At 67.0% G+C, this 21,598-nt stretch carries 17 protein-coding genes and 1 pseudogene; 8 read left to right on the forward strand and 10 right to left on the reverse strand.

The window, feature by feature from the left end; all coding sequences use genetic code 11:
- From sucB to A5652_RS09165, 5 genes are all read left to right on the forward strand, one after another.
- Positions 1-758: 2-oxoglutarate dehydrogenase, E2 component, dihydrolipoamide succinyltransferase (gene sucB / locus A5652_RS09145; RefSeq protein WP_067349540.1), on the forward strand; the 758-nt coding region annotated here is incomplete at its 5' end.
- Between the two features lie 17 nt (positions 759-775).
- Positions 776-1,699 carry a TIGR01777 family oxidoreductase gene (locus A5652_RS09150; RefSeq protein ID WP_067349543.1) on the forward strand — a complete coding sequence of 308 codons (924 nt, stop codon included), beginning with the start codon at positions 776-778 and terminating at the stop codon, positions 1,697-1,699.
- A 48-nt stretch (positions 1,700-1,747) separates the two neighbouring features.
- On the forward strand, positions 1,748-2,449 hold the full coding sequence (lipB, locus tag A5652_RS09155) for a lipoyl(octanoyl) transferase LipB (RefSeq protein ID WP_067349546.1): 702 nt from the start codon (positions 1,748-1,750) through the stop codon (positions 2,447-2,449).
- A complete protein-coding gene (gene lipA / locus A5652_RS09160; protein ID WP_067349548.1) occupies positions 2,446-3,387 on the forward strand; it encodes a lipoyl synthase in 942 nt (313 codons plus the stop codon). The genes lipB and lipA overlap by 4 nt, the downstream gene beginning before the upstream one ends.
- Positions 3,388-3,425: 38 nt before the next feature.
- Entirely contained in the window at positions 3,426-4,178 is a 753-nt protein-coding gene (locus A5652_RS09165) for a DUF4191 domain-containing protein (protein WP_067349551.1), read from the forward strand.
- Between the two features lie 125 nt (positions 4,179-4,303).
- Here the strand turns inward: A5652_RS09165 and A5652_RS09170 are convergent, their stop codons facing one another.
- Positions 4,304-4,726, reverse strand: coding sequence for an RDD family protein (locus A5652_RS09170; RefSeq protein ID WP_067349554.1), 423 nt, complete (start codon positions 4,724-4,726; stop codon positions 4,304-4,306).
- A 243-nt stretch (positions 4,727-4,969) separates the two neighbouring features.
- Between A5652_RS09170 and glnA (A5652_RS09175) the strand changes: the two genes are divergently transcribed.
- A complete protein-coding gene (gene glnA / locus A5652_RS09175) occupies positions 4,970-6,406 on the forward strand; it encodes a type I glutamate--ammonia ligase (protein ID WP_067349557.1) in 1,437 nt (478 codons plus the stop codon).
- 583 nt (positions 6,407-6,989) lie between these two features.
- On the opposite strand, the gene A5652_RS09180 is transcribed toward glnA (A5652_RS09175), so the two are convergent.
- The 9 genes and pseudogenes from A5652_RS09180 to A5652_RS09220 form a co-directional block, all read right to left on the reverse strand.
- Positions 6,990-7,241, reverse strand: a complete 252-nt coding sequence (locus tag A5652_RS09180; RefSeq protein ID WP_197513862.1) for an ANTAR domain-containing protein — start codon at positions 7,239-7,241, stop codon at positions 6,990-6,992.
- A 179-nt stretch (positions 7,242-7,420) separates the two neighbouring features.
- Positions 7,421-8,281, reverse strand: a complete 861-nt coding sequence (locus tag A5652_RS09185) for a TIGR03619 family F420-dependent LLM class oxidoreductase (RefSeq protein ID WP_067349562.1) — start codon at positions 8,279-8,281, stop codon at positions 7,421-7,423.
- Positions 8,278-8,922, reverse strand: coding sequence for a PaaI family thioesterase (locus tag A5652_RS09190; protein ID WP_082983832.1), 645 nt, complete (start codon positions 8,920-8,922; stop codon positions 8,278-8,280). Before A5652_RS09190 ends, A5652_RS09185 begins: the two co-directional genes overlap by 4 nt.
- The gene (locus A5652_RS09195; protein WP_067349565.1) at positions 8,919-11,903 is read right to left on the reverse strand and encodes a bifunctional [glutamine synthetase] adenylyltransferase/[glutamine synthetase]-adenylyl-L-tyrosine phosphorylase; all 2,985 of its coding nucleotides are present in this window, start codon (positions 11,901-11,903) and stop codon (positions 8,919-8,921) included. Before A5652_RS09195 ends, A5652_RS09190 begins: the two co-directional genes overlap by 4 nt.
- 50 nt (positions 11,904-11,953) lie before the next feature.
- Positions 11,954-13,294, reverse strand: coding sequence for a type I glutamate--ammonia ligase (gene glnA / locus A5652_RS09200; RefSeq protein WP_067349567.1), 1,341 nt, complete (start codon positions 13,292-13,294; stop codon positions 11,954-11,956).
- A gap of 579 nt (positions 13,295-13,873) precedes the next feature.
- On the reverse strand, positions 13,874-14,176 hold the full coding sequence (locus A5652_RS09205) for a hypothetical protein (protein WP_067349570.1): 303 nt from the start codon (positions 14,174-14,176) through the stop codon (positions 13,874-13,876).
- Between the two features lie 112 nt (positions 14,177-14,288).
- Positions 14,289-15,854, reverse strand: a complete 1,566-nt coding sequence (locus A5652_RS09210) for an alpha/beta hydrolase (protein ID WP_067349574.1) — start codon at positions 15,852-15,854, stop codon at positions 14,289-14,291.
- Between the two features lie 143 nt (positions 15,855-15,997).
- Entirely contained in the window at positions 15,998-17,554 is a 1,557-nt protein-coding gene (locus A5652_RS09215) for an alpha/beta hydrolase (protein WP_067349577.1), read from the reverse strand.
- Between the two features lie 57 nt (positions 17,555-17,611).
- Positions 17,612-19,002 (reverse strand): annotated as a pseudogene (locus tag A5652_RS09220) (wax ester/triacylglycerol synthase family O-acyltransferase).
- Between the two features lie 151 nt (positions 19,003-19,153).
- Here A5652_RS09220 and panB point away from each other — a divergent pair.
- Positions 19,154-20,002: a 3-methyl-2-oxobutanoate hydroxymethyltransferase gene (gene panB / locus A5652_RS09225; protein ID WP_067349587.1), complete on the forward strand. Its 849-nt coding sequence runs from the start codon at positions 19,154-19,156 to the stop codon at positions 20,000-20,002.
- 205 nt (positions 20,003-20,207) lie between these two features.
- A complete protein-coding gene (locus A5652_RS09230; RefSeq protein WP_197513864.1) occupies positions 20,208-21,395 on the forward strand; it encodes a 1,4-beta-xylanase in 1,188 nt (395 codons plus the stop codon).
- The last annotated feature ends 203 nt before the right edge of the window (positions 21,396-21,598 follow it).

Here is a 21,598-nt window from a genome sequence, read left to right on the forward strand (position 1 = left end):
CCCCGGCACCCACCCCGGCTCCGGCTCTGGCGCACCTGCGGGGCACCACCCAGAAGGCCAGCCGTATCCGTCAGATCACCGCGAACAAAACCCGCGAATCCCTGCAGGCGACAGCCCAACTCACCCAGACCCACGAGGTCGACATGACCAGGCTGGTCGGGTTGCGGGCCAGGGCCAAAGCGGCTTTCGCCGAGCGCGAGGGGGTGAACCTGACCTTCCTGCCGTTCATCGCCCGGGCGGTGATCGACGCGCTGAAGATCCACCCCAACGTCAACGCGAGCTACAACGAGGACACCAAGGAGATCACGTACTACGACGCCGAGCACCTGGGCTTCGCGGTCGACACCGAACAAGGCCTGCTCTCCCCCGTCGTACACAACGCGGGCGACCTGTCCCTGGCCGGGCTGGCCAGGGCGATCGCCGACATCGCCGCGCGAGCCCGATCGGGCGACCTGAAGCCCGACGAGCTGTCCGGCGGCACCTTCACGATCACCAACATCGGTAGCCAGGGGGCGCTGTTCGACACCCCGATCCTGGTCCCGCCGCAGGCCGCCATGCTGGGCACCGGCGCGATCGTCAAGCGTCCGCGGGTCGTGGTCGACGAGGGCGGCAACGAATCGATCGGCGTCCGTTCGATCTGCTATCTCCCGCTGACCTATGACCACCGACTCATCGACGGCGCAGACGCCGGCCGCTTCCTGACCACCATCAAGCACAGGCTGGAAGAGGGAGCCTTCGAGGCAGACCTCGGCCTGTAAAAGAAGGACAAGCGAACGTGGCTCGCGCTGGTCAGAACGCCGTCATCGCGATTGCGGGTTCGTCTGGCCTGATCGGCTCCGCCCTCACCGCGGCCCTGCGCGCCGCCGATCACCGGGTGTTGCGCATCGTGCGCCGGGCCCCGTCGAACGCCGATGAGCTGCACTGGAATCCCGAGACCGGTGACCTCGATCCCGACACGCTCGGCGATGTCGATGCCGTGGTCAATCTGTGCGGTGTCAACATCGGCAGGCGGCGGTGGTCGGGCGCCTTCAAGCAGAGTCTGCGCGACAGCCGCATCGCGCCCACCGAAGTCTTGGCGCATGCCGTCGCGGACGCGGGTGTGGCGACGATGGTGAACGCCAGCGCGGTGGGCTTCTACGGCAACACCAAGGACCGCGTTGTCGATGAAAACGACCGTGCGGGAACGGGTTTCCTGGCCCGGTTGTGCGAGGACTGGGAAGCCGCCACGCTGCCCGCCCAGTACGGCGGCGCCCGAGTGGTGCTGGCCCGCACCGGGCTGGTGTTCTCCTCGGCCGGTGGCGCGTTGGGCCGGTTGCGGCCGCTGTTTCGCACCGGCCTGGGCGCCCGGCTGGGAAGCGGGCGGCAGTACATGTCGTGGATCACGCTCGAGGACGAAGTGCGGGCGCTGCTGTTCGCGATTTTCGAGCCCGAGCTGGCCGGCCCGGTGAACATGACCGGGCCCGCTCCGGTCACCAACGCCGAGTTCACCACCGCATTCGGGCGGGCGGTCAACCGTCCAACCCCGTTGATGGTGCCCGGTTTTGCCATCCGGGCCGCGCTGGGCGAGTTCGCCGACGAGGGCCTGCTGACGGGGCAGCGGGCCATCCCGTCCGCGCTCGAGCGTGCCGGTTTCACCTTCCACCACAACACCATTGGCGAGGCGCTCGCCTACGCGACCGCCGGGCGCGACCACGACTAGCGCCACCGGACTGGGCCCGTCCGGCCCGAGCCGAGTACCGTCGCGAACGTGATCGATTCCATCCGGTCCAGCCAGGCCCTGATCGACGTCCGCCCGCTCGGCATCGTCGACTACCGCGTGGCCTGGCAGCAGCAACGCGACCTGGCCGACGCCCGAGTGGCCGGCGGCAGCGACACGCTGCTGCTGCTGGAGCACCCAGCGGTCTATACCGCGGGCCGGCGCACCGAGCCGCACGAACGGCCGGTGGACGGCACGCCAGTTGTCGACACCGACCGTGGCGGCAAGATCACCTGGCACGGTCCCGGCCAGCTGGTCGGGTATCCGATCATCGGGCTGGCCGAACCCCTCGACGTGGTGAACTACGTGCGGCGCCTGGAAGAGGCTCTGATCAAGGTTTGCGCCGATCTTGGCCTGGACGCCGGCCGGGTGCCCGGCACCCAGACCCCGGACCGGCCGGGCACCGACGGCCGGCCCGATCGCAAGGTCGCGGCCATCGGGGTGCGGGTGTCGCGCGCGACAACCCTGCACGGGTTCGCGCTCAACTGCGACTGCGACCTGGACGCGTTCAGCGCCATCGTGCCGTGCGGCATCAGCGACGCCGGAGTGACGTCGTTGTCGGCGGAATTGCGCCGCTCGGTGTCGGTCGAGGATGTCCAGACGGCGGTCGGCGACGCCGTCTGTGACGCCCTTGATGGGGTGCTGCCGGTCCGGGACCATGTACCGGCCGCCCGCGTAGCATCGGCGATGTGACTGTCGCACCGGAAGGACGCAAACTCCTGCGCCTGGAGGTGCGCAACGCCGAGACCCCGATCGAACGCAAACCGCCGTGGATCAGAGTGCGGGCCCGGATGGGCCCGGAGTACACCCAGCTCAAGAGCCTGGTCCGGCGCGAAGGGTTGCACACGGTGTGCGAGGAGGCCGGCTGCCCCAACATCTTCGAATGCTGGGAGGACCGCGAGGCCACCTTCCTGATCGGCGGGGATCAGTGCACCCGCCGCTGCGACTTCTGCCAGATCGACACCGGAAAGCCTGCCGAACTGGATCGCGACGAGCCCCGGCGGGTCGCCGATAGCGTGCGCACGATGGGCCTGCGCTACGCCACCGTCACCGGGGTGGCCCGCGACGACCTGCCCGACGGCGGAGCGTGGCTGTACGCCGAGACCGTGCGCGCCATCAAGGAACTCAACCCGTCGACCGGCGTCGAGCTGTTGATCCCCGACTTCAACGCCGAGCCCACCCGGCTCGCCGAAGTCTTCGAGTCGCGCCCGGAAGTGTTGGCGCACAACGTCGAAACCGTGCCGCGCATCTTCAAACGGATCCGGCCCGCCTTCACCTACCGGCGCAGCCTCGACGTGCTGACCGCGGCGCGCGACTTCGGCCTGGTCACCAAGAGCAACCTCATCCTCGGCATGGGCGAGACCCCGCACGAGGTGCGCACCGCGCTCGCCGACCTGCACGATGCCGGCTGCGACATCATCACCATCACCCAGTACCTGCGCCCGTCGGCCCGCCACCACCCCGTCGAGCGCTGGGTGAAGCCGGAGGAATTCGTCGAGTTCGCGCACTACGCCGAGGAGTTGGGCTTCGCCGGGGTGCTGGCCGGGCCGCTGGTGCGCTCGTCCTACCGCGCGGGACGGCTCTACGAGCAAGCCGCCCGCAGCCGCGCCGACGACGCCACGGCACGGTAGCGGCCTCGGCCGGTCTCGGCCCTACGTATTCTTTGACTATGGCTAAACCCCGCAATGCCGCTGAGAACAAGGCCGCCCGAGCGGAGGCGCAGGCAGCCCGCAAGGCCGCCGCGCGGGAACGCCGCACCCAGTTGTGGCAGGCGTTCAAGATTCAGCGCCAAGAGGACAAGCGCCTCCTGCCCTACATGACCGGCGCCTTCGTGCTGATCGTCGGCATCTCGGTAGGGGTCGGTATCTGGGCCGGCGGGCTGACGATGATCACCCTGATCCCGCTCGGCGTCGTGCTGGGCGGCCTGGTCGCCTTCATCGTGTTCGGCCGCCGCGCCCAGAAGTCGGTCTACCGCAAAGCCGAAGGCCAAACCGGGGCCGCCGCATGGGCTTTGGACAACCTGCGCGGCAAGTGGCGGGTGACCCCGGGGGTGGCCGCGACCGGCCACTTCGACGCGGTTCACCGGGTGATCGGGCGGCCCGGCGTCATCCTGGTCGGCGAGGGAGCCTCGACCCGGGTCCGACCGCTGCTGGCGCAGGAGAAGAAGCGCACCGCCCGGCTGATCGGGGACGTGCCGATCTACGACATCATCGTCGGCAACGGCGAGGACGAGGTGCCGCTGGCCAAGCTGGAGCGCCACCTCACCAAGCTGCCGGCCAACATCACCGTCAAGCAGATGGACACGCTTGAGTCGCGGTTGACCGCGCTCGGGTCGCGGGCCGGCGCCGCCGTCCTGCCTAAGGGGCCGCTGCCCAACTCGGGCAAGATGCGCGGCGTACAGCGCACGGTCCGCCGCAAGTAGTTCCCCGCCACCAGATCAGCGCCGATCGTAAGCGCGGCGAAGCCGGGCGCAACGGGTCGGCGCCATCAGATCAGAGCCGATCGTAAGCGCGGCGAAGCCGGGCGCAACGGGTCGGCGCCATCAGATCAGCGCCGCACCACGGCCGTCGCGGTCAGCCGGTCCTGCATTCCGCGGCCGTCGAAGTCGGTGAACAACGCAGGCACCACCGTCCCGACCAGCACGCCGCGCACCACCGCCCGGCCCAGGCCGACCGACCCGCGCCCGTCGACCGTCACGACCTGCAGGCGTAGCGCCAGCTGGCCGGGGGTGAACCCGAACAGTCGCAGAAAGACCACGCCCAGCACGAACCAGATCACCAGGACGGCGGTGGCCAGCGCCGGTTGGGAGAACCAGCCGAGGCGCATGGCCAGTGCGGCCAAACCGTAGGAAATCAGCCAGTCGATCATCAACGCGCCCAACCGCCGCCCCATCGGCGCCAGGGAGCCCGGTCCGCTCTGCGGAAATCCGAGCTTTTCCCCGGGGTATGCGGATCGCGATTCCGCCATCATCGGCGCGGACCGGAGTCCGAATAACCGGCCGGAACGGCATGGTACGGAGGGCTGGCGGTGCGCCAGGACACCGGAAAAGATACGATCTTGCGATCCATGGCCCCACAATAGAACCCGCGCCAAAGTGGCCACTTCTAGCGTGTGGCATGGTCACGTAACGTGCGCGCAACATCGGGTTGACTGACGGGCAACATCTGCTCCATAGCGTCAGGCCGCGGATCTCACCAAGTAAAGGAGCACTCTGTGACGGAAACGACGCCCGACGACGTCTTCAAGCTCGCCAAGGACGAAAACGTCGAATTTGTCGACGTCCGGTTCTGTGACCTGCCCGGCATCATGCAGCATTTCACGATCCCGATTTCGTTCTTCGACGAGAGCGTTTTTGAGGACGGCCTGGCCTTCGATGGCTCGTCGATTCGCGGATTCCAGTCCATTCACGAATCCGACATGCTGCTCCTCCCCGATCCCGCGACGGCGCAGATCGACTTGTTCCGCGAAGCCAAGACGCTGAACCTCAACTTCTTCGTGCACGACCCGTTCACGCTCGAGCCGTACTCGCGCGACCCGCGCAACATTGCCCGCAAGGCCGAGAACTACCTGATCAGCACCGGAGTGGCCGACACCGCCTACTTCGGCGCCGAGGCGGAGTTCTACATCTTCGACTCGGTGAGCTTCGACTCGCGCACCAACGGCTCGTTCTACGAGATCGACGCGATCGCGGGCTGGTGGAACACCGGCTCGCCGAATGAGCTGGACGGCAGCCCGAACCGGGGCTACAAGGTGCGCCCGAAGGGTGGCTACTTCCCCGTCGCCCCGGTCGACCACTACGTCGACCTCCGCGACAAGATGCTGTCCAACCTGATCACGGCCGGCTTCAGCCTGGAGAAGGGCCACCACGAGGTGGGTACCGGCGGCCAGGCCGAGATCAACTACAAGTTCAACACGCTGCTGCACGCGGCCGACGACATGATGCTCTACAAGTACATCGTCAAGAACACGGCCTGGCAGAACGGCAAGACCGTCACGTTCATGCCCAAGCCGCTGTTCGGTGACAACGGCTCCGGCATGCACACCCACCAGTCGCTGTGGAAGGACGGCAGCCCGCTGATGTACGACGAGACCGGGTATGCCGGCCTGTCGGACACCGCCCGCCACTACATCGGCGGCCTGCTGCACCACGCGCCGTCGCTGCTGGCGTTCACCAACCCCACCGTGAACTCTTACAAGCGTCTGGTGCCGGGCTACGAGGCGCCGATCAACCTGGTCTACAGCCAGCGCAACCGGTCGGCGTGTGTCCGCATCCCGATCACCGGCACCAACCCGAAGGCCAAGCGGCTGGAGTTCCGTTGCCCCGACTCGTCGGGCAACCCGTACCTGGCGTTCTCGGCCATGCTGATGGCCGGCCTGGATGGCATCAAGAACAAGATCGAGCCGCAGGCGCCGGTCGACAAGGACCTCTACGAGTTGCCGCCCGAGGAGGCCGCCAACATCCCGCAGGCGCCCACGCAGCTGTCCGCGGTGATCGATCGGCTGGAAGAAGACCACGAATACCTCACCGAGGGCGGCGTGTTCACGCCCGACCTCATCGAGACGTGGATCAGCTTCAAGCGTGAGAACGAGATCCTGCCGGTCCAAATCCGGCCGCACCCTTACGAATTCGCGCTGTACTACGACGTATAAGCAGGCTCGCGTACTGGTCGGCGGCTGCGCAGTGCAGGCGGCCGATCGGTACGCAACAGGTTCCAGCGACGACACCCGCTCGGCGATCATTCACCGATCGCCGAGCGGGTGAACTCATTTGCGCCGAGCCGCAAGTGCCCGCAACAGTCGCGCAAAGCGCGACCCGCATCGAGCGCGCAGAACGCTTGGATGGCGGGGCCGGCGCATTGTCGACACGAGACCCGCGGCATAGGTATTTGCCGCGTGGGCGGTGGTGGGTGACCAAGTAGGTCGGCGCCTCATGGCTGCGCGAAAGCGCATTTGTACCTGCCGCCGACCCGTCTCATGGGCCGAGCCGAAGAACTCTACGCCTTCGCGACCTCTCGAACAGGTGTGAAGCGCGTCAGCTCGTAGCGTTCGTCGAGTAGCGCATCTGCCGCGTCTATCGACGGTAGCGGACCGCCCCGCTCGCGAGCCGCACGGCGGAGCGCCGCTACGGATCGCAGTTCGGCGTCGATAATCCTGATATCACGCACCATTGCGTAGGTTTACCCGGCAACCGCGGTGTTAATCGCGTTTATTTGGTGCTCAATGGCAATGGCCGTCAAAGTATCGTTTCGTCTTCAGGCACGAGCCGAAGCGGCGCATTCTTTTCAGGCACGGCTTCCGAGGGGTCGTTGTCGTCGATTAGTCGCTCGGCGACCACGCACATCTGTGTCCTCGTTTCGCGTGACATGCTGCGGAGCACTTTCAAGGCTTGTTCGGCGTCGAGATCAAAGCGGTTCATGATGATATCGAGGGCCTGCTCGATAAGGTCACCGGGCGAGAACTGACTCGCATTGAAATTGTCGGTCATCATGCTTTACCCAATCTGCCCGAAGCCGCCCGGTCATTGGCGAAAAGCCAGCTTCGGCCCTTGGCCCAATTATGCGCCAATTTTTCGCGCCGCGAGCGGGTCAACGCCGGGTGTCCCGAAACATAGACCATGGCGGACCTCGGCGGCGCGTCGTCGCCATTATTTACGTGTCGCAGCCTCTAGCCGTCGAGCGCGAGGTCCTTGCGGAAGCGTTGCATGCCGTCGATCTTGTCGTCGAGGCTGGCATCGGGCCCGCCGTAGAACATCCACGGCATGGTGATGATGCCGGTGACGCCCGCGTCCTCGACCCGCCGATAGTCGGCGGTGGTGAATGCGTCGGTCAGCGGTGTCAAGACTGTGAAATCGTCCATGGTCAAACCGTTTTCGGCGCGCATCTCCCGCAGCCTTCCGACCGCGTCGATGGCCCGCTCGGACTTGATCAAATCGCCGATCCACCCGTCATTGCGGGCGGCGCGGCGCAGCGCGATGTCGGACAGGCCGCCGACATACACCGGTATCGGTGGCGGAGTGGGCTGCATCTCCAGTCGCGGTGCCTGATAAAACTGGCCCTCGAACTCCGTCCAGCCCGGCGCCCACAGCGCCCGCATCAGCTCGATGATCTCATCGGTGCGCTTGCCGCGGGCCTCGAATCGCTCACCCATCAAAGCGAATTCCTCACGGCACCACCCCACGCCGATACCCAGCTCCACCCGGCCGGACGCCAAAACCGCTGCGGTGCCAATGGCTTTCGCCGCCGAGTACGGGTTGCGCATCGCGGGGATATAGACGGTGTTGACGAACCGCAACCGCGTGGTGACCTGAGCCAGCGCACCGACGAGAACCCAAGGATCGGGCCAGTCGGTGAAGGGCTGCCAGCGCCGTTCCCCGTCTTTGGTGTACGGGTACGGGGTGTCCAGGGTCTCCAGATTGACGACGTGGTCGGGGATACCGATCCCGTCATAACCCAGATCGTCGGCCGCCTTGGCCAGCTCGATGATCTCGCGCGTGTTCAGAAAGGCGCTGCTGATGTAGAACTTCACTGCGCGTCCTGAGCCCATGCCGGCTCAATGAAGACGCCTTCGGCTTCGACGGTGACGCCGGCAGCATCCGAAATGGTGCCGCGCGCAAACACTTTGCGCCCCTCCTTGCCGTCGACCCACGCCTCACAGCGAAGCGGGCCCAGCGGCGTGCCGCGCAGATACTTCACCGTGATGGTTCCGGTGAAGCGCGCCTTCGACAGCCCCTCACTGGCCGCCTCACCGAGCATGTGGTCGAGCACCAGGGCGCTGACGCCGCCGTGCACCAGTTTGGGTGGGCCCTCGTAGGCCGAGCCGAGGGTGAATTCGCTCCAGCAGCGGCCCTCGCCTTCGTGGTGCACGACGATCGGCGGGGCAATGGGATTGCAGACGCCGATCGCGGCGTTGCCCAACGGCAGCGGGCGACCGTTGACGCGATAGCTGACCCCGACCGGGCGGGTGCGCTGCCGCAACGACGCGGTGACGGCCTCGATCGCTTTCCTGGCCTCGGCGACAACCTCGTCGTCCGCCTCGGTCCGGATGGTGGCGTCGACAAGCTCGCGGACCGCATCGGCCAGCGGAGCGTACAGCGCGGTCACGCGATCGGCCTCCGCCGCGCTGAGCGCCTCGAATACGGCGTCCAACGCGCCGGCCTCCTGACTCAACTTCCAAACACCTTGCGCACCACCGCTTTTGCTCGTCGTGTAACCCGTAGATAGTTATCCAGGAATTCCCCGCCCTCGTCGGTCGGCCAGCCCGCGGCCACGGCGACCGCGTTGAGCTGACGGCCGGGGCCCGGCAGCTGGTCCGTGGGCTTGCCGCGGACCAGCACCAGCGCGTTGCGCGCCCGGGTCGCTGTCAGCCAAGCCTGCCTCAACAGCTCCACCTCATCGGCGGGCACCAGGTTCGCCGCGGCGATCGCGTCGAGGCACTGCAGCGTCGACGTATTGTGCAGAGCCGGGATCTCGTGCGCGTGCCGCAGTTGGAGCAGCTGCACGGTCCACTCGACGTCGGCCAGGCCCCCACGCCCCAATTTGGTGTGGGTGTTGGGATCCGCGCCGCGCGGCAACCGTTCGGAATCGACACGGGCCTTGATGCGCCGGATCTCCTGCATCGCCTCGCCGGACACGCCGTCCGAGGGATACCGCGTCTTGTCGGCCATCAGCAGGAACCGCTGCCCCAGCTCCTCGTCGCCCGCAACCGAATGCGCCCGAAGCAGCGCCTGGATCTCCCACGGCTGCGCCCACTGCTCGTAGTAGGCGGCGTAGGACGCCAGGGTGCGCACCAGCGGGCCCTGGCGTCCCTCAGGCCGCAGGTTGGCGTCGACCTCCAGCGGCGGGTCGACGCTGGGCGTCCCCAGCAGCGCCCGCACCTGCTCGGCGACACCCGTCGCCCAGCGCACCGCCGCGGGATCCTCGACCCCGGACGCCGATTCGCACACGAACATGACGTCGGCGTCGGACCCGTAACCCAACTCGGCGCCGCCCAGCCGGCCCATGCCGATGACCGCGATCGCGGCAGGTGCCTTTCCGTTCACGGGCAGGTTGGCCCGGATCATCGCCTCCAGCGCGGCCTGCAGCACCGCCACCCACACCGAGGTCAGCGCCCCGCACACGTCGGTGACCTCGAGCATGCCGAGCAGGTCGGCGGACGCGATGCGGGCCAACTCGCGGCGCCGCAATGTGCGCGCCCCGGCGATCGCCCGCACCGGGTCGGAGTAACGGGCGGCCGATGCGATCAGCGCGCGGGCCACCGCGGCTGGCTCGGTCTCGAGCAACCTCGGGCCGGACGGCCCATCGCCGTAATCCTGAATGACCCGCGGCGCGCGCATCAGCAGGTCCGGCACGTAAGCCGAGGTCCCCAGCACGTGCATGAGCCGGCGGGCCACCGCGGGCTTGTCGCGCAGCGTGGCCAGATACCAGCTTTCGCCGGACAGCGCGTCGGACAGCCGCCGGTAGGCCAGCAGCCCGCCGTCGGGATCGGGCGAGTACGACATCCAGTTCAGCAGCCGGGGCAGCAGCACCGACTGCACCCGACCGCGCCGCCCGCTCTGGTTGACCAGGGCCGACATGTGTTTCAGCGCGGTTTGTGGGCCAACGTAGCCCAGCGCCGCCAGCTGGCGCTCGGCGGCTTCGGAGGTCATGCCGCGGGCGATGTCCAGCCCGGCCGGCCCGATCGATTCCAGCAGCGGCTGATAGAAGAGTTTGGCGTGCAGCTGGGACACCCGCAGGTTCTGGTGGCGCAACTCCTCGCGCAGCACCCCGGCCGCGTCGTGCCGCCCGTCCGGCCGGATGTGGGCGGCCCGCGCCAGCCAGCGCACCGCCTCCTCGTCGTCGGCCTCGGGCAGCAAGTGGGTGCGCTTGAGCCGCTGCAGCTGTAACCGATGCTCGAGGAGCCGCAGGAACTCGTAGGAGGCGGTGAGGTTGGCTGCGTCCTCGCGTCCGATGTAGCCGCCTTGGCCCAGCGCGGTCAGCGCATCCACCGTCGACGCCACGTGCAGCGAGTCGTCGTCGCGGCCGTGCACGAGCTGCAGGAGCTGCACGGCGAATTCCACGTCGCGCAATCCTCCGCTGCCGAGCTTGATTTCGCGGCCTCGGACCTCGGCGGGCACCAGCTGCTCGACCCGGCGGCGCATGGCCTGCACCTCGACCACGAAGTCCTCACGCTCGCAGGCGACCCAGACCATCGGCATCAGCGCGTCCAGGTAGCGCTGCCCGAGCTCCGCGTCGCCCACCGCCGCCCGGGCTTTCAGCAGCGCCTGGAACTCCCAGGTCTTCGCCCAGCGCTGGTAGTAGGCGACGTGCGACTCGACCGTGCGGATCAGTTCACCGCTTCGGCCCTCCGGCCGCAGGCCGGCATCGACCTGGAAGAACGCCTCGGAGGCCAGCCGCATCATCTCGCCGGCCACACGGGTGGTGACCGTGTCGGCCTGCTCACCGACGAAGATGACGTCGACGTCGCTGACGTAGTTCAGTTCGCGGGCACCGCATTTGCCCATCGCGATGACCGCCAGCCGCGGCGGCGTGCGGTCGCCGCACACGCTGTTCTCGGCCACCCGCAGTGCGGCGGCCAGCGCGGCATCGGCCAGGTCCGACAGGTGGGCCGCCACGACGGTGAACGGGACCACCGGCTCGTCCTCGACCGTCGCGGCCAAATCCAGCGCGGCCAGTATCAGCAGCTGGTCGCGGTACAGCGTGCGCAACCGCACCATCGCCGAGCCGGGCGCCACCAGCGATTCGTCGACGCAGTCGGTGAACATGTCGCACAGCTCGTCGTGGGTGGGGAGTTTGACGTTGCCGCGCAAGAGTTTCCAGGACTGCGCCTGAGCGATCAGGTGATCGCCCAGGGCCAGCGACGAGCCGAGCACGCCGAACAACCGACCGCGCAGCGGGCGTTCGGCGAGCAGGGCGGCGTTGAGCTGATCCCATCCGGCATCGGGGTTCTCCGACAACCGGACCAAGGCGAGCAGCGCGGCGTCGGGATCCGGCGCGCGCGATAGCGACCAGAGCAGGTCGATGTGGGCTTGGTCGTCGTGTTCGTACCAACCCAGCTGCGCCATGCGTTCGGCCGCTTGCGGATCGACCAACCCGAGCCGGCCGACGCTGGGCAGCCGGGGGCGCTGCGTCGCGGGTTTGGTCACGACCACGACCGTAGCGCAACCGGCCGATCTTCAGCCTGATCGGCGCCCGATACGGGCTACAGCGACAAGTAGGTGCTCAGTTCGTACGGGGTGACGTGGCTGCGATAGTTGGCCCACTCCGTGCGCTTATTACGCAGGAAGAAGTCAAATACGTGCTCCCCCAACGTTTCCGCGACCAGCTCGGAGGCTTCCATGGCGCGTAGCGCGCTGTCCAGGCTCGTCGGCAGTTCGCGATATCCCATCGCGATGCGTTCCTCGGCGGTCAGGTCCCACACGTTGTCCTCGGCCTGCGGGCCCAGGACGTAGCCCTTCTCCACCCCGCGCAGCCCGGCGGCCAGCAGCACGGCGAAGGCCAGGTATGGATTGCACGCGGAGTCGGGGCTGCGGACCTCGACGCGCCGCGACGACGTCTTGTGGGGCGTGTACATGGGCACCCGCACCAGCGCGGACCGGTTGGCCGCACCCCACGACGCCGCGGTGGGCGCCTCGCCGCCTCCCACCAATCGCTTGTAGGAGTTGACCCATTGGTTGGTGACCGCGCTGATCTCCGAGGCGTGCTCGAGGATCCCGGCGATGAAGGACTTGCCGACATCCGAGAGCTGCAGCGGATCGTCGGGGCTGTGGAACGCGTTGACGTCACCCTCGAACAGGCTCATGTGGGTATGCATGGCCGAGCCGGGATGCTGCCCGAACGGTTTGGGCATGAAGCTCGCGCGGGCGCCGTTCTCGATCGCGACCTCCTTGATGACGTAGCGGAACGTCATCACGTTGTCGGCCATCGACAGCGCGTCGGCGAACCGCAGGTCGATCTCCTGCTGGCCGGGCGCGCCCTCGTGGTGGCTGAATTCCACCGAGATGCCCATGAATTCCAAGGCTTCGATCGCGTGGCGGCGAAAGTTCGAGGCGGAGTCGTGGACGGCCTGATCGAAGTAGCCGGCGTTGTCGACGGGAACCGGCGGCGTCCCGTCGTCGGGGCCCGGCTTGAGCAGGAAGAATTCGATCTCCGGGTGCACGTAGCAGGAGAAACCCAGGTCGTTGGCCTTCTGCAGCTGGCGGCGCAGCACGTGCCGCGGATCGGCCCACGAGGGCGACCCGTCCGGCATGGTGATGTCGCAGAACATCCGCGCCGAGTGGTGGTGGCCGCTGGGCGAGGCCCACGGCAGCACTTGGAAGGTGGACGGGTCGGGGTTGGCCACGGTGTCGGATTCCGAGACCCGCGAGAAGCCTTCGATCGAGGACCCGTCGAAGCCGATACCCTCCTCGAAGGCGCCTTCGAGTTCGGCCGGGGCGATGGCGACCGACTTGAGGAAACCGAGCACATCGGTAAACCACAGCCGAACGAAGCGGATGTCTCGTTCCTCAAGGGTGCGGAGGACGAATTCCTTCTGTCGATCCATATCTCGAACAGTATGCAACTGCTGTTAATTCTGTGTTACCGGATCAGTACCGCTGTGCTCTGACCTGGCCTCTACGACGCGCGCGGACGCTGTTTGGGCCTGACGACGGGAGCCCCGCCGCGCAACTAGGCGATCATCCTTCTTGCGCGCAGCAGGAGACCTCCGGGCCGAATTCGGCACCTGCGCCTGCCTGGTCAGTCCACGCGGCAGCGCGGTGCGGCGACGCTCCCCGCGTGAGCTGTAAGTGCTTGCGCCGCATCATCGTATCCAGGGTCCCCCTGAGCTGGCCCACGTGAAGCCAAAACCACTCCTTGAGGTCGCGTGATCTTCCCAAAACAAATCTCCTCGATCCATCTCGAACGGTGCTGAAAGCGTCCGTGGTATTCGGAGCTCCTGTAACGCAATTCCGCCTCGGGCCGGATGCGCCCTCTAGCCAACGACCGCGCGCGTCAGTGAGTTCAATCGATCAACGATCGAGTCGGCTTAATACGAACGAGCGAAGCGCGAGCACGCGGCCCGCATCCAGGCTACGCGTCAACGCGACCTTCGAAAGGGTCGCTATGGCTTCGCCCGGATTTCCTACGGGTGCTCCTCAATCACACACTGAACAATCCCGTGGGCAAGCTGTGGGTTGAATCCTTTGTGGGAAACAATCTGGGCTTCGGCCGCCGGCGTCACGCCCGAATTGAGGTCTTGCTCGATTTCGCCAACGAGCTGCAAGTTCTGCGGGTCGGCTTCCCCGATCGGTTCGGTAATCTTCCCCACGCAGCGGCGGTAGCCACTGTAATCAGCGTGAGCAGACGCGCCCATCAGCACAGCCGGGGCGATCAACAGGACGGCGACGGCTAGCCCGGCCGTGACAGCGAGATAGATGAAACGCATGGTCAGACGAATACCCAGCTCTAACCACGGATAATCAGCAAACGATTCGCCGGTAGCCCGCTCGGGCTTTGATTCCGCCCGCGCCTTAGATCGTCGCCCTATCCGGCGCTGGTCAGGATTGGCAGTGGTAGGAGGCCGGCGGCGGCGTGCCGGCGACGAAATACCGGACGACGGCGGTGTCCACGCATTGGTGGCCGTTGAACACCGCGGTGTGTTGCGTGCCGTCGTAGGTGATCAGCGGGCCGCCGAGCTGGTGGGCCAAATTGACGCCGGCCTGATACGGCGTGGCCGGATCATGGGTGGTGGAGACGACGACGACCTTGCCGGCAGCGGTCGGCGGCGCGGCGTGCGGGGCCGACGTCGGTGGCACCGGCCAGAGCGCGCATACGTCGCGCGGAGCATTCCCGGTGAACTGCCCGTAGCTGAGGAACGGGGCCGCCTGGCGGATGCGCTGATCGGCGCTCACCCAGCTGGCCTGGTCGGTCGGGTTCGGCGCGTCGACGCAGCGGATTGCATTGAACGCGTCCTGGTCGTTGGAGTAGTGCCCATCCTTGTCGCGCCCGTCGTAGTCGTCGGCGAGCAGCAGCAGGTCGCCCGCGTCGGTGCCGCGTGCCAGGCCGAGCAGGCCGCTGGTCAGATATTTCCAGTGGGCCGGCGTGTAAAGGGCGTTGATGGTGCCGGTGGTCGCGTCGGCATAGCTGAGGCCGCGCGGGTCTGCCGTGTGACCGGGCTTGGTTACCAGCGGGTTGACCAGCGCGTGGTATCGGTTGACGAATTGGGCCGGGTCGGTGCCCAGCGGGCAGCCCGCCGAGCGCGCGCAGTCGGTGGCGTAGTCGTTGAAAGCGGTTTGGAATCCCGCCATTTGATTCACGTTCTCGTCGATCGGCCCGACGGTCGGATCGATCGCGCCGTCGAGCACCATCGTGCGCACGTGATCGCTGAACTTCTCCAGATAGGCGGTGCCCAGCTCGGTGCCGTAGCTGTAGCCCAAGTAATTGATCTGGTCCTCGCCCAGCGCCTGGCGGACGGCATCCATGTCCCGCGCGACCGAGGCGGTGCCGGCGTTGGCCAGAAACGCCGTACCCATCCGGTTGACACATTGCTGGGCCAGCTGCCGGTAGAGCTGCTCGATATGAGCCACCCCGCCGGGGCTGTAGTCGACCATCGGCTCACGCCGGTACGCGTCGAACTCGGCGTCGGTGCGGCACCGCAGCGCTGGGGTCGAATGGCCCACCCCACGCGGATCGAAGCCGACCAGGTCGAAATTGCGTCTGATCGGAGAGTCCTGCAGCTCCGGGGCCATCGAGGACACCATGTCGACAGCCGAGCCGCCGGGACCGCCGGGATTGACCAGCAGGGATCCGATCCGCTGTCCCGTCGCGGGTATCCGGATCACCGCCAGCTTGGCCTGCGCGCCGGCGGGATTGTTGTAGTCGATCGGTACCGGCACGGTCGTGCACTGCGCGGTGGGGATATCGCTTGTGTCACCGACGAATTGGCTGCAGTTGCCCCACCCCTGCGGCACCGCGGCCGACGGCGGATTCGGGCCCGGCGTCTGCCCGGCACCCGGTTCGGGCGTTGCGCCTGCCGTGGACGGCGCGACGAGGCACGGACCACAGAGGATCACCAAGGAAAACAGCGCCGAGCTCAGGGATCTCAGGCGCGACATGGCTGTCATCGTTGCAGCCCTGGGTACCCGTCGCAGCGCGAAACGGTTACGCCTTGGTCTCGGCTGCCGTCGTCACCGAGCGTGCGCTCACGGCGAAGAATCGACGAAAAACTCGCCGTGAGTGCACGTTCGGCGTCCGCGTGACTGCGTGCCTAACACTTGGCGCCGTTGGGCGGAATCGAGCCGCCGACCAAATACGCCGTCACGTAGTTGTCGATGCAGCCGTCGCCCTGGAAGACGACGGTGTGTTGGGTGCCGTCGTAGGTGAGCAGCGAGCTGCGTAGCTCGTTCGCCAGATCGACGCCGGCCTTGTACGGGGTGGCCGGATCGTGGGTCGTGGACACCACCACCGTGGGCGCCAGGCCGGGCGCGGAAATGGTGTGCGGCTTGCTGGTTGGCGGCACCGGCCAGAACGCGCAGGTGCCCAGCGGCGCGTTGCCGGTGAACTGCCCGTAGCTCATGAACGGGGCGACCTCGCGGGAGCGTCGGTCTTCGTCGATCACCTTGGCGCGGTCGGTAATCGGCGGTTGGTCCACGCAGTTGACCGCCACCCGCGCGTCGGTGGCGTTGGTGTAGTGGCCGTGCGAGTCGCGGCGCATGTACATGTCGGCTAGGGCGAGCAGGGTGTCGCCGTGGTGGTCGACGAGTTCGGAAAGACCGTCGGTCAGGTGATGCCACAGGTTCGGCGAGTACAGGGCCATGATGGTGCCGATGATCGCGTCGCTGTAGCCCAGGCCGCGCGGGTCGTTCGTCGGGACCGGCCGGCCGACCATGGGGTTGTTCGGGTCGACCATCGGGTCGACCAGGCTGTGGTAGACGTCCACCGCTTTGGCCGGGTCGTTGCCCAGCGGACAGGTCGGCTGCTTCGCGCATTCGGCGGCATAGTTGTTGAATGCGTCCTGGAATCCCTTGGCCTGACGAAGGTCGGCTTCGATCTGGTCGGCGTTGGGGTCGACGGCCCCGTCCAGGATCATGGCCCGCACGTTGTGTGGGAAGGCCTCGGCATAGGCCGAGCCGATTCGGGTGCCATAGGAGTAGCCGAGGTAGGTGAGCTTCTCGTCACCGAGCGCCGCGCGGATGGCGTCGAGATCCCGTGCGACGTTGACGGTCCCGACATTGGCCAGGAAGTCCTTGCCCATCTTGTCGATGCAGCGGCTCACGAACTGCTTCGTCTCGTCCTCCATGTGGGCGACGCCGGCCGGGCTGTAGTCGACGTTGGGCTCCGTGCGCAGCCGATCGTTGTCGGCGTCGGAGTTGCACCACACCGCCGGCCGCGACGACCCCACCCCGCGGGGATCAAACCCGACCAGGTCGAATCGTTCGCGGACTTTCTTCGGCAACGACTGGACGACGCCCAGCGCCGCCTCGATGCCGGACTCACCCGGCCCGCCGGGGTTGATCACCAGCGAGCCGATCTTGTCCCCGGTCGCGGGGAAACGAATCATGGCCAGCGTCGCCACGTCGCCGTCGACGTGGTCGTAGTCGACCGGGACGGCCAGTTTGCCGCACAACGCGCCGGCCGGAAGTTTCACCTTGGGGTTCGCGGTGCGGCACGGCGTCCACTCCACCGCCTGGCCCAGCTTCGGACCGGACATGACGGCGCGTCCCACCACGACGCGGACACAGCCCGCCAGAAGCAGCGCGACGGCAGCCATCGACGTCCAGATCAGCAGCGTGCGCGCGATATTGCCGCGGCGAGTCAGGCCCATGCCAACCTATGCTGCCAGAGGAAACCTGAGATCATGATTAGCGGCACCCGCCGCCGGCTACCCCGCGAGCGCGAGCAGCTCCTCCATCCCCACGGCGAACTCGTCAGCCATCTCCCACAAGTCCGGCAGCAGGTCCGGGCAAGCGACCAGGCCGATGTCGAGTTTGCCCCGCAGCGACATCGCGGTGATGTTGAGTCCCGAGCCGTGAAATATCGGGCCCAACGGATACATCGATTTGACTTCGCAGCCCAGCATGTAGAGCGCAACCTGCGGACCCGGCACGTTCGAGACCACCAAATTGTGCACCGGCATGCTCTCGGTAAACGGGGTTCTCGAATAGAGCCGCATCGCGATGCCGAAACCGCCGGGGCCGCGAATTGCGACCAATCCTGCAGCAGTGACGCCCCGATGGCTGAACTGTGTTCTTTCGCAATTGAATTGGCCTGGGCAATGGCCTTCAGGCGTTCGGCCGGATCGGCGATCTGCGTGTGCAAACTCGAAAACATCGCCGATACCTGATTGCGGCCGGGCCGGTCGGATTTGCCGTGCACGGAAACCGGGACCGACGCCACCAGCGAGGAATTCGGCAATTCGTTTCGGTCCGTCAGGTATTGGCGAAGCACCCCGGAAACCAGCGCCATGACGACGTCGTTGACTTTGACCCCGAAACGGTTCTTGACGGTTTTGATGCCATCCAGGTCCAGTTCGGCATAAGCGACGTTGCGCCGCTCACTGATCCTGCCGTTGAACACGGTTCCGGGCGCCGTAAAAGGACGGGCCATCGCGAGGCCGGCGCGCGCGCGTCGCGCCGTGGCGAGCAGAGACGAGACGGTGTCGGGTACGACGTTGGCCAGGTGCAGCGGTCGCCTGGCGAAGCGGACCAGGCCGCCGGCGGCGATCTGCCAACCCTGAGCTCCGCCGACGCCCGCGGCGGGCTCCGGTGCCGGGGCGTCGGCTTCGGTCGCGCACAGCTGCGACATCAGGTTGGCGCCGGTCACCCCGTCGACGCCCGCATGGTGCACCTTGGTCATCACCGCCAGCCGCCCATCGCGGTGGCAATCTGTGCCCGCCACACCCTCGATGACCCACATCTCCCAGAGCGGCCGGCCGCGGTCCAGCGGTCTCTCGGCGATGTGGCCGCAGATCTCGGAGAGCTCCGCCCGTCCTCCCGGCGCGGGCACCGCGATCCGGTGCAGGTGGCGATCGATGTTGAATTCCTCGTCGTCCACCCAGACCGGATGGTCGAGATTCAGCGGACTGTTGGCGAGTTTTTCGCGGAACGTCGGGATCGCCTTGATGCGCAGTCCAAGGGCGTCGCGCAGCCGCTCGAAGCTGTAGCCACCCGGCACCGTCGAGGTGTCCAGTTCGACGATCGAACACACATGCATGGGCTGTGACGACGTTTCCACATACAGGAAGCTGGCGTCCAGTCCACTCAGCCGCTGCATGCGCGCATGGTATGTCTCACACCGCCTCGGCGGTGCAACTGCGCAAAAGAAATGGCAGAATCGAATAGTCAAACGAACCCGGGGACCGTCTCAAGATCTTTCAAAAGACTGACGGCCACGAGGATCGAACCGACCACCACTAGGGACAATGATGTCTGAGCACAACCTTTACGGTGCCAACTCGCCTGCGCAGCCTGAAAAGGCGAGACCCAAGATTCGCACCCACCACCTGCAGAAGATGAAGGCCGAAGGCCACAAGTGGGCCATGCTCACGGCCTACGACTATTCGACCGCCCGGATTTTCGACGAGGCCGGCATCCCCGTCCTGCTGGTCGGCGACTCGGCGGCCAATGTGGTGTACGGCTATGACACCACCGTTCCCGTCTCGATCGACGAGTTGATTCCGCTGGTGCGTGGCGTGGTGCGGGGTGCCCCGCACGCCCTCGTCGTCGCCGACCTGCCGTTCGGCAGCTACGAGGCCGGGCCGGCCGCCGCGCTGGCCGCCGCCACCCGGTTCATGAAGGAGGGCGGCGCACACGCGGTCAAGCTCGAGGGCGGCGAGCGGGTTGCCGAGCAGATCGCCTGCCTGACCGCCGCCGGAATCCCGGTGATGGCGCACATCGGGTTCACTCCGCAAAGCGTCAACGGCCTGGGCGGGTTCCGAGTGCAGGGCCGCGGTGACGCGGCGGAGCAGACGGTTCACGACGCGATCGCCGTCGCGGAGGCCGGCGCGTTCTCCGTCGTCATGGAGATGGTGCCGGCCGAGCTGGCCACCCAGATCACCGGCAAGCTGACCATCCCGACCATCGGGATCGGCGCCGGACCGAACTGCGACGGCCAGGTGCTGGTTTGGCAGGACATGGCCGGGATGAGCGGCGGCAAGGCCGCCCGCTTCGTCAAGCGGTTCGCGGACATCGGCGGGGAATTGCGCCGAGCGGCAACGCAATATGCGGACGAGGTGGCCAGCGGGGTCTTCCCCGCCGACGAGCACTGCTTCTGATCGCCCTTAGCGGATTCACGCCGATCGGCAGCGAAGTTTGCGCGCTCACCTCGCGGGTCTGAGGTTCGCGCCTGGCTGACCACGTTATTCATGTCGGAACGAAACCACTGAAAAGCGTTGCGGTACATGGATGTACGATGGCTCGCGGGGGCGATCCGAACTATCAGGGGTGGACCACATCGACCGGGGGAACCGCGGTGACTTCGTGCACCGTCGAATGGTGCTGACGTTGCCGCTGCTGGTGGCGGGAGGCATGGCTTTGGCCCAGACACCACACGCGTCCGCCAAACCATCTCGCACCTCGCCGCAAGCAAGCAGGTGGACGCCCGAGCGGGCCAACCGCTGGTATCAGGCGCAAGGCTGGCCGGTCGGCGCGAACTACATCACCTCAAACGCCATCAATCAGCTAGAGATGTTCCAGCGCGAAACCTTCGACCCCGCACGCATCGATACCGAACTGGGCTGGGCGCGGTCCAACGGGTTCAATGCGATACGGGTCTTCCTGCACGACCAGCTCTGGGCGCAGGACTATCGCGGGTTCCAGGGCCGTCTCGCCCGGTTCGTCGACATCGCCGCCCGCCACGGCATCAAACCGCTGTTCGTCTTATTCGATTCGTGCTGGGACCCGTTCCCCCAGGCCGGCCCACAGCGCGCGCCGCGGCCGGGCATTCACAACTCCGGCTGGGTGCAGGGCCCGGGGGCGGCGCGCCTGGACGATCGTGGCTACCTGCACACCATGCGCGGCTATGTCACCGGAGTCCTGACGCAGTTCCGTAGCGACGACCGCGTCCTGGGCTGGGACCTCTGGAACGAGCCCGACAACCCCGCGAACGCCTACGCCTCGGTCGAACGCAAAGACAAGGTGGACCTGGTCGCCCAGCTGCTCCCCCAGGTGTTCGAGTGGGCGCGGCTGGTCGATCCCTGCCAGCCGTTGACCAGTGGAGTCTGGCAAGGCGAGTGGGCCGACCCGGGACGCCGCAGCGTCATCAGTGGCATCCAGCTCGACAACTCCGACGTCATCACGTTCCACTCCTACGCCGAGCCGGCGGAGTTCGAGAGACGCATCGCCGAGCTCGTCCCGCTGGGGCGCCCGATACTGTGCACCGAGTACATGGCCCGCCCGCTGGGCAGCACGGTGCAAGGCATTCTGCCCATCGCAAAGCGTGCAGGAGTCGGCGCGTTCAACTGGGGCCTGGTCGCCGGGAAGACGCAGACCTTCTTCCCGTGGGATTCCTGGGACCACCCGAATCCGGACCCTGCGATGCCGCAGGAGTGGTTTCACGACCTGCTGGGCCCCGACGGACGGCCCTTCCGCGACACCGAGATCCAGACGATTCTGGAGCTGAGCGACCTGGCGATGCACATGCAGCAGCCGCCACCACCGCCCGGCTGACGGCGATCGGTAGCGGCCGCCGTTACGGCTGGGCGCTGCACTGACCGTCCGATCCGCGGCGGGCGCGTCGTTTCCGTATGGCAGGCTATGGGTGCTCATTTCCCACCGTCCATTCACGGCCGCGGTGACGCGCCCGCAACGGAGCCGAACAGATGCCTGCAAAAGCGTCGCAGCCCTCGCGTCATCTCGAGGTCGAGCGCAAG

This window comes from Mycobacterium sp. 1165178.9 (assembly GCF_001673555.1).
In the GTDB taxonomy this organism is placed as follows: Bacteria; Actinomycetota; Actinomycetes; order Mycobacteriales; family Mycobacteriaceae; genus Mycobacterium.

Coding starts and splice junctions, on each gene's coding strand:
- A5652_RS09170 (WP_067349554.1), bottom strand. CDS start 4,726: ATGATGGCGGAATCGCGATCCGCATACCCCGGGGAAAAGCTCGGATTT.
- A5652_RS09210 (WP_067349574.1), bottom strand. CDS start 15,854: ATGACAGCCATGTCGCGCCTGAGATCCCTGAGCTCGGCGCTGTTTTCC.
- A5652_RS09205 (WP_067349570.1), bottom strand. CDS start 14,176: ATGCGTTTCATCTATCTCGCTGTCACGGCCGGGCTAGCCGTCGCCGTC.
- A5652_RS09165 (WP_067349551.1), top strand. CDS start 3,426: ATGGCTAAACCCCGCAATGCCGCTGAGAACAAGGCCGCCCGAGCGGAG.
- A5652_RS09215 (WP_067349577.1), bottom strand. CDS start 17,554: ATGGGCCTGACTCGCCGCGGCAATATCGCGCGCACGCTGCTGATCTGG.
- A5652_RS09180 (WP_197513862.1), bottom strand. CDS start 7,241: ATGACCGACAATTTCAATGCGAGTCAGTTCTCGCCCGGTGACCTTATC.
- glnA (WP_067349567.1), bottom strand. CDS start 13,294: ATGGATCGACAGAAGGAATTCGTCCTCCGCACCCTTGAGGAACGAGAC.
- panB (WP_067349587.1), top strand. CDS start 19,154: ATGTCTGAGCACAACCTTTACGGTGCCAACTCGCCTGCGCAGCCTGAA.